The organism is Bacillus sp. AFS098217 (assembly GCF_002551815.1).
GTDB lineage: Bacteria > Bacillota > Bacilli > Bacillales > Bacillaceae_G > Bacillus_A.
The window spans coordinates 39,700-48,655 of the sequence record NZ_NVPR01000021.1; the positions used below are offsets into that span (position 1 = coordinate 39,700).

9 protein-coding genes are annotated in these 8,956 nt (G+C 29.9%); 5 read left to right on the forward strand and 4 right to left on the reverse strand.

What is annotated here, in order from left to right:
* Nucleotides 1-2: 2 nt before the first annotated feature.
* On the forward strand, nucleotides 3-509 hold the full coding sequence (locus COO03_RS05730; RefSeq protein WP_097895853.1) for a winged helix-turn-helix domain-containing protein: 507 nt from the start codon (nucleotides 3-5) through the stop codon (nucleotides 507-509).
* A 41-nt stretch (nucleotides 510-550) separates the two neighbouring features.
* On the opposite strand, the gene COO03_RS05735 is transcribed toward COO03_RS05730, so the two are convergent.
* The 4 genes from COO03_RS05735 to COO03_RS05750 form a co-directional block, all read right to left on the reverse strand.
* Nucleotides 551-1,303, reverse strand: a complete 753-nt coding sequence (locus COO03_RS05735) for an ABC transporter permease (protein ID WP_097895855.1) — start codon at nucleotides 1,301-1,303, stop codon at nucleotides 551-553.
* Nucleotides 1,304-2,218 (reverse strand): ATP-binding cassette domain-containing protein, encoded by a 915-nt coding sequence (locus tag COO03_RS05740; protein WP_097895857.1) that lies wholly within the window; start codon nucleotides 2,216-2,218, stop codon nucleotides 1,304-1,306.
* 155 nt (nucleotides 2,219-2,373) lie between these two features.
* Nucleotides 2,374-5,592, reverse strand: coding sequence for a type 2 lanthipeptide synthetase LanM family protein (locus COO03_RS05745; RefSeq protein WP_097895859.1), 3,219 nt, complete (start codon nucleotides 5,590-5,592; stop codon nucleotides 2,374-2,376).
* 64 nt (nucleotides 5,593-5,656) lie between these two features.
* Nucleotides 5,657-5,872 carry a plantaricin C family lantibiotic gene (locus COO03_RS05750; protein ID WP_097895861.1) on the reverse strand — a complete coding sequence of 72 codons (216 nt, stop codon included), beginning with the start codon at nucleotides 5,870-5,872 and terminating at the stop codon, nucleotides 5,657-5,659.
* Between the two features lie 358 nt (nucleotides 5,873-6,230).
* On the opposite strand from COO03_RS05750, the gene COO03_RS26895 reads away from it, so the two are divergent.
* The 4 genes from COO03_RS26895 to COO03_RS05765 all read left to right on the forward strand — a co-directional run bounded on the left by COO03_RS26895 (nucleotide 6,231) and on the right by COO03_RS05765 (nucleotide 8,856).
* Entirely contained in the window at nucleotides 6,231-6,383 is a 153-nt protein-coding gene (locus COO03_RS26895) for a hypothetical protein (protein ID WP_154724612.1), read from the forward strand.
* A gap of 34 nt (nucleotides 6,384-6,417) precedes the next feature.
* A complete protein-coding gene (locus COO03_RS05755; protein WP_097895863.1) occupies nucleotides 6,418-7,110 on the forward strand; it encodes a response regulator transcription factor in 693 nt (230 codons plus the stop codon).
* Nucleotides 7,098-8,039 (forward strand): sensor histidine kinase, encoded by a 942-nt coding sequence (locus COO03_RS05760; protein ID WP_097895865.1) that lies wholly within the window; start codon nucleotides 7,098-7,100, stop codon nucleotides 8,037-8,039. The genes COO03_RS05755 and COO03_RS05760 overlap by 13 nt, the downstream gene beginning before the upstream one ends.
* A 94-nt stretch (nucleotides 8,040-8,133) precedes the next feature.
* Nucleotides 8,134-8,856, forward strand: a complete 723-nt coding sequence (locus COO03_RS05765; protein WP_097895867.1) for an ABC transporter permease — start codon at nucleotides 8,134-8,136, stop codon at nucleotides 8,854-8,856.
* Nucleotides 8,857-8,956: the final 100 nt, after the last annotated feature.

Consider the following 8,956-nt stretch of genomic DNA (forward strand, 5'->3'; position numbering starts at 1 on the left):
TAATGGTCATTACTTTATTTAATGAGGATGAAACAATATTAAAAAAAATAGGAAATTTACTAGTAAAGCACAATTTTAATTTTGTCTATGTTAAGCATGACCATGAAGAATCCAATTTATCATTGGAAAAAAATAAAGTTAATTTGTTTAGATTTGAATCACTGGAAAAAGTCGCAAAAACTTTTCCTTTGCATTACAAGCTTAATAAAAATATCACTTTGAATCTAAAAAGGCGATGTGTTTATAATGAAAAGGAAAAGGTTGAAATCCCCTTATCTACTATTGAGTTTAAAATTATATGTACTTTGTTAGATAACTTAAATTCTGTAGTAACAACGGATTTATTGTTAGATCGGGTATGGGGGATAGATGATCCCATTGGTACTGATAATTTGTATGTTTATATAAATCGTTTGAGGAAGAAAGTTGAGCTAGATCCTAAATGCCCAGCTGTTTTAATAACACATAGAAAATATGGATACGAATTAAAAAAATATATAGAAAGTTAATAATTTGAAGAAGGAAGATGCAGCTATCTTCCTTCTTTAAATTATTGAACATCACTGTTATTATAATATTTAATATTTAAAATTAAAGAAACAAAAAATAAAAATGTTAAGGAGCTGATTGATAAATCATAACGAACAGAGGCGTAATTATAATAATTGGTCATTCCAAATGTAACACGCGAAGGCGTAGACCATGGGAAAAGCATTGCAATATCGTATTCCATAATTAAACCAGCTATCACAGTTAAAATAATAGATATAAACATCGGGAAAATTATATTTTTTTTCCATATTGATAATAAAGCGTAAAATGGAACTAATGCGAACTGCATTAATATCATACAAGAATATACGATGAGATATTTAATAATTATATTATAATCAATCGGAATACTTAATACACCTACGGCTACAATTAAACTTATAAAAAAAGAGGATAAAATAACTGCCGTTATAAGAATAAAAATAACTGTCATTTTTCCAAATAGAAAATGTAATCTAGAATATGAGTAAGTAAATAAATTATTAATGGTTCTTTGCTGATACTCAATTGAAAAAACATAACTTGTTATTAATGTAAATAACGGAACACCAATGATAAGGTTTAAAAAAGCTAAGTCCCCTTGAATGAACATTACTAGAAGATTAAATTCATCTCCTTCATTTGTACTTTTCATATGATACAAGGGTACAAGACTTAATATTATAGGAACAATTGTAGCTATTGGAAGGATCCAAAGAATAATTGAACGTTTCAACTTCAATAATTCAGTATACACTACATTAAAATACATCTACTCTCCCTCCGTAAGTCTAATAAAAAAATCCTCTAAGGTATCTTTAGAGATATTTAACTTCTTTACATCTATGTTATTCTGTATAAACATCTTATTTATAGTGATACTATCATGTGAATTTTCATATATCCTGATAATCCCTGGTTCCACAACTTGATAATTACGGATATTTAGCTCTTTTTCAAGTAAATGAATAGCCATTTTATCATTAATCACTTGAAATTCAATATAATGTTTATTCATGTCTCTTATAGTCTTCGAATCAAGCTCCTTAAGTAACTTACCTTTATGAATAATTCCAATTTTTTCAGCTAATTGCTCAATCTCACTTAAAATATGGCTGGATATTAATACTGTAATTCCCCGTTCTTTTGCTAAATGTAAAATCATCTTTCTTACTTCCTTTATACCGCTAGGATCAAGTCCATTTGTAGGTTCATCTAAAAGTAATAGCTCAGGTTCATGTAAAAGAGCTCTAGCCAGTCCTAACCTTTGTTTCATTCCTAAAGAGTAGGTTTTTACTTTTCTTTTTTTTGCTTCAAGTAAATCAACTTGGGCCAAAGCGGTATCTACAGAACTTTTATCGGGAAATCCCATCAAGCGTCTATGAATTTCTAGATTTTCCTCTCCTGTTAAATTCGGATAAAATCCAGGGGTTTCAATCATAGCTCCTATTCTCTCAAAAGGACGACTATGCCCATTCGCTTTAATTCTCTCCCCAAATAATTCTATTTCTCCTTTAGATGGCTTAATTAGGCCTACAATCATTCTCATAGCCGTGGTTTTTCCTGCACCATTTTGACCTAAAAACCCGTATATTTCGCCCTTCTTGATATTCATACTTACATTATCAACTGCTATGACATCTTTATATTTTTTTGTTAAACCATATGTCCTTAACACGTAACTCAATTAACTCACCTACTTATCTTTTATTATTCATTAGTATAGCTCAGAATTCTTATTCAAACGTTAATATCTTCTTAAAAAATCCTTAAACTATTTTCCTATATTAAGAAGTAAAAAGGACNNGTCCTTTTTACTTCTTAATACGTATGAGTTAAAGATTATTTTACTGATTCCAAGTATAGGGGAGAAGGAACTTCTTCTGGTCTTGCTAATTGAAGAAGTCCATGGCCTATTCCTGCGAGACCAAGCATAAGACCGGGTAGCTGTACACCTGGGACAGATCCACATTCCCAATCTTGCACAGAAGTTATATTATTTAAGACTTGATTAGCTTTATGATAAGTATACTCTTTTAAATTATTATCTTTTAATTTTTTAGCAGCTAATTGAAGGAAAAGCATATTTCCTAAATCTCCATGACATAAAGAATGACTATCCCTAAAACCAGCTTTTTTAGTAATTTGAATAGCAAGTTCAATTTCTTTTACAAATTGTTCATCTTTTAAAATTTCATTCATTAAAATTCTAGATATTCCTATTCCAGGTGCCCCATTACACCAATGTACACCTACTAATTGATTATCGTTCTGTACACGATAATCTAACCAGTTATTATATTCAGGCACAAAAAGGGATCTTTCGTATTTTAATGCTTGTAAAGCCATTTCTTTAAATTTATTATCTCCAGTTAAATCGAATAATGAAGCAAGTGACCAAGCGATACCTGAGCTACCGTGTGAAAATCCTACTACAGGTCGTTGACTAATACTATTAACCCATCCATGACCGTTCTTGGCTTTCTGAGCATTTTGTATTAAGTGTTCTCCACAAGTAATAGCATAGTTTAAAAATGAATTATCTGCCGTTAATTGATATAATTGATTAAATACAATGATAGCTCCAGCAGATCCACCCAACAGATCGTAATCTTTATCCTTACCAATATAATCTTTTAATTTACTTGCCTCTTGCATGGCCATTTCTAAAAGTACATCATCATCCCAAATTTTTGCTAAGTGCATCATTGTATAAATCATCGAACAATTACCTTGATATGCTGATATGCTTTTAAAATATTGATCATTTCGCTTTAATGCCGAATTTAAAGCGGCAATTGATAAATCCTTGAATTTTTCTAATTTTGTTATCTTTGCTAGATAAGACATGAAAAATGACATACCGGATAAACCATTATAAAGACCTAAGTCTAAAACAGAATATTGCCATTGAGAATGTTTTCCCATCCATTGGAGACCTATCCAAGTAACATCTTTTCTGTCATCTCCCCAAATTGCTTTAGATTCTAAATGATTACCAATATCTAATGCCGCATCAATAAAATGTTTAGATCCCTCAATATCTCTAAAGCTTGAAGCATTATTATTTTGGGATACTACTCTATGTCTTTGGCCATTATGAAAACTATGATTCTTATTCCCAATGTTTAAAGATGCTTTAATAATTTCTATTTGCTCTTGAAAATCATCGTAACCTAAATTCATACAGCGTTTCTGGACATTTGAAAAACTGTCTTCTTGGAAAAAATCTTCAATTTGTGTACCATTACTATTCCAAAGATCTTTAGAATTAGGTTTAGTATAAAAGTAAGGAATATCTCCCATTAGCAAATCATGTATTTCTGAAGAAACAATTTTTTTAAGGTGGGTTGCTTTGTCAAGCCCTGACCATAGTCGACTCATCAATCGTTCTCTATCCATTCCATTTTGTAAATAATCTGGATGATGACCACCTTCCAATAACAGAGCATACATATAGGTAGGTCGTACAACCTGACGTATCTCATCGTTTTCGAATATTCGGATAAATTCATATAATTCTTTTTTATTATCCATAAATATCTTATAAATTCTTTCAAAACCATGTAGTAAATTCTCTTTATAATCGAGCATCTCTATCGGCTTTCCATTTAACACTGGTAAATTATTAGCGTCTTCCGTTTCACCCTGTGTACGTATAGCTACCATTTCATCTGTAGCAATGTTTTCCCAATCCATAATTGTAAAAGGAGTTTGTTGACCACCTTTTCCACCTAGACCGCTTACTTCAGTAACTCCTTGCTCTTTATCATGACCACCAATTAAAAATGGTAATAATTGAGTTCGGGCTACACTGTTGTCTAACTTTTCTTGTGCTACAACAACCGCAGAAGATCTATCTTTTGAAACGTGTGCTCTATGATGAAATAAAGATTCTAAATCTATTAACACAGGATATTCTCCAGAAGCTATTATATTATCATAATGGAAATCTGTTGCTTCTAATAAGTAAAGAATTCCCAAATACCCGCCCTGTCTATAGTAAAAATTCTCAACTTGGGAAGGGTATTTACAATCTTTTGTATCAATAAATTCTTCCCATCCATATTCGTGTTTATTCATAATTTTTTGAATAGGAAACGGGTAATCAAATCCTTTATGATTTATCCAAGATAGTAGTTCCTGAAAATGTTTACTAATTCCTAATGGTTTTGGTTTATATAAAATTTTATTTCCATTTTTAAAGTGAAACACCAGTACACTTTTCCCTTTGCGATGGAGATCTGAAAGTCCTCCCTGTATTTTACATATATGATCGAAAGACATTTGAAATACTTCTTCTATTTCAGTTTTATCTTTATAAAACCGCTCTACAGATTCGGATATGAAGTTAATCCAGTTTTCTGTGTAAGTAATTAAGAGTCTTACAAGTACTGGATAATCTTTTAAGGTTTCATTGATGTCATTTATGTTTGTTAATCTATTATTTATGAAATTTTTGTATCTTTCTTTTGGGTTTTGACCTTCCAATTTATTAAGAAGCTTATCAATATGCATCTCTAAAGTAAAAGAAGGTGCAGCAACTAAAGTTAATCTACTACATAAGTTGTACAATAATTCATCTGTCAACTGTTTAGTTGCCAATTGATCTATTTCAAATATTTTAGAGAGATCCCTCCAAAAGCTATTTAGTTTATCGTTAGCCCATACTAATAATGGGGAAACTCCTTGAGAAAAAGGGAATTTCATAGGCTCCATTAGGTCATTAATTTCAGTCTTTTCTTTTAAAAGAGTTAATTCGATAATCTCTGTCCATTTATGAATCCAATAATCGTTAGTTACAGAGTTAACATTTTTTTGTTTATCTATATAATGTATAAATTCAACGTTACTTAATTTATATGAATCTAAATATTCCTTTAAAAGCTCTTCTTTATGTAGACCTGTCTCCTTATACCATTTTTCATATAAAGACTTTGCTCTTTTCTCATCTACAAAATCTCTTGAAAGGTCATTGAGAACTCTTTCTGTTATAAAGCTTCCAAGGTAATATTTTGAATAGTCTAGGTCTTTGGAAATTTCTTCAGCTTGTTTATACATGTAAATCCCTCCTTTTAATAGCAAAAAGGGTGAAGAGAAGTCAGTCCCTTCACCCTTTTTATTATTATTTACAACATTTAGACCAAGAACAAACTGTGACACCGTTAGTACAAGTACATTCTCCAGTAATTGAAGGAACCCAACCTGGACCACAGTCACCACCGATAATGCTAGATAGTGAATCTGCATCAATTTCAGTAGCAATATTTCCAGCAGGATGATTGAAATTCATTCCTTCTCGTAACTCAGGATTTTTTAAAGCTGCAATATGTTTTTCCATGAGTATTCACCTCCTTTTTGTTTACACTTTATTTATAACCCATTTCTATTAACTGTGTCCTTAAAGCAACCTTTAATTTCCAAATGCGTTTATAAAGATTGATTTATTTTAAAATTTTTATTCAATTATTCTTAGCCACATATAAATCGTTTTAAACTAATTATCCTACAGATAATCTAATTCAAATATTATTGTTCGTGAATAATTTAAATAAAATACATAAAGTAAATTTGCAAAAAATGATAAGATACAACGTAAAAATTGTAATGATTCAATTATATGTGACATGAGCTATATTTAAGGATCCACTCAAATATAACGAAACAAAAAATCGCAAGGCATCGGGAGAATATAAATTATGATTGTTAGAGATGTGGTGCACACCTTGTATCCTTTTCAGCAAAAAAAACAATCTGAAAATAGACTGTCTTATATGAAAGTTGAAATTAATACAATAAATAATGATAAAATGATATTGTTAGTGAAAGAGTTGTTGAAAATAGAAAATTAATTCGAGTGATAACAATTAAAACGAGGTGATTTAAATGAATATTAAAATTCTATATGCAGAAGATGATAAGGAAATTAATGATTTAGTTGCTACATATCTAAGAAAAGAAGGATATTTCGTTGATCAAGCTTACGATGGAGAAGAAGCTGTAACATTATTCAAACAAAACAATTACTCCTTAGTTCTATTAGATTTGATGTTGCCTAAATTAGATGGATTTGAGTTGTTAAGAAGATTCAGATTAGAAAAAAATATACCTATTGTTGTTCTCTCTGCAAAAATTGAAGATGTTGATAAGATTTTTGCTTTAGGATTAGGTGCGGATGATTATATTATAAAACCATTTAGTATAGGTGAATTGATAGCTAGAATTAAAGCACAACTAAGAAGGTTTCTTTACCTTAACGATTATCAAGATATAGAGCCTTCTAAAATAAAACAAGGTATTTTTGAGTTAGACTTTGCTACATATACCATAAATAAAAGAGACATAACCATTAATTTGACTAAAATTGAGTTTGAATTATTAAAATTATTTATGAGCAATCCAAGAAGAGTTTTTTCGAAATCTCATATTTATAGTAACATATGGACAGATAATTATGATATAGATGAAAATACTGTAATGGTTCATATAAGTAAGTTAAGAAGCAAGATTGAGGATGATTCCTCTCAACCAAAATATTTGCAAACAGTCTGGGGGATAGGATATAAATGGGAGTACTGATTATACCTATGATACTAATCATAATTATAGTTGCATTCTTATACTATATATATATAGTAAATACTTCTATAGACAAATTAATTAAAAGTTTAGATTGCGCAATAGACGGAAATTATAATGTTCGTTTTTTCACCCTGCCATTTACACAAAAAAAGATTGTCGAATTGGCTATAACGTTAAATGAATTTATGCAGGAAATTCAAAAAATATCAGAAAGACGTTCTTATTTAGAATCAACACGTAAGCAAATGATTGCAAATATGTCACATGATTTAAGAACTCCTTTAACATCTATTTTAGGATATTTAGAAGTTGTAAAAAGTGATTCTACCTTAAAGGATAATGAAAAAGAAAAATACATTGATATTATAAGTATTAAAGCTCTAAAACTTCACCAATTAATTCACGATTTTTTTGAATTATCTAGAATTGATTCAAACGATCTTTCTTTTAATATGGAAAAAATTAATTTAAAAGAAAAGGTAGAGGAATCACTAATTGTCTTTTACCAAGAATTTGTGGAAGAAGGAATTGAAGTTAAGGTTGATCTTCCATCTCACCCTGTTTATATTAAAGGCGATTCTGTTAGTATTGACAGGATTTTATATAATTTAATCTCAAATGCGATAAAGTATGGGAAAGATGGAAATTTAGTGGGAGTCTGTTTGACAGAAAAAAAACAACAAGTTATTTTACAAATATGGGATTCTGGACAGGGAATTATGCCAAATGATATTCCAAAGTTATTCGAAAGGCTTTATACAAGTGAAACCTCAAGAAATTCCAAACAATTTAAAGGAAGTGGATTAGGTTTAACCATAACAAAAAAGTTGGTTAAAAAGCATGGAGGAACTATTAAAGTAAGTAGCATACCAAGAAGAAAAACCACTTTTTCTATATATTTTCCAAATTGGAATATATATAAATGATGTGAATTTAAGAAATAATTAAGTAGTTTTTTACATCTCTTTAAGAAATGTTGTTTAAAATGGACATATATATAAGAATGGAGATGTAAAGTATATGCTTAATATTATCCAAACTGAGTTTTCTAAACTAAAAAGGTCATGGATTACTTTACTAGTAGTAATCGGGAGTATCGCTAATGCGCTGTTTAGTATTAGTAATAAAGGGAGCACTTCAACTTGGTCAGATGTCTTCGTTAACTCAGCTACGTTTATGAATTTACTTATAGGCGCACCTCTATTTGCTTTATTTGCTGGATTCATAATTGCACAGGAATATCAACAAAATACCATTAATCAACTTTTTACTTATCCAAGAACTAGACAGCAAATACTACTAGGAAAGCTCACGGTAATATTTATTTTAGTCTTGTCTACGGTATTTTTATCATTTCTTTTTACGATATTATTTGGCTTATTTAAAATTGAACAAGCATTAAGCTTTTCAATCATTGTGAAGTATGCTTTTGTTAATCTTATGATTGTCTTTCTTCAGTTTTGTTTAATACCTATTATCGTTACAATTAGTATACTATTTAAAAGTTATTTGCTAGCAATCGCAGTAGGAGTTATCGCAGCTTTTTCATGTGGTCTATTAGCAACTACTCCTTTTGGATCCTTTTATCCTTGGTCGATACCATTATTAGTTACATATGATGTATTAGGAGTGATGAATGTGAACCCATTACCTGTTTTTTTTACTCTATCATTTTATTTGGTTATTCCTCTTTTTATAAGTTTTTCTCTGTATAAAAATAGTGATATCCATAGTGGTTCATAAGAATGTTAACTTTTATCTCAATTTTCTTGACATTGTAGGGGTACAACCGCATGCATATCAAGCTAATAATTTTAATTACCCCATCGCTATCAAGCTAACA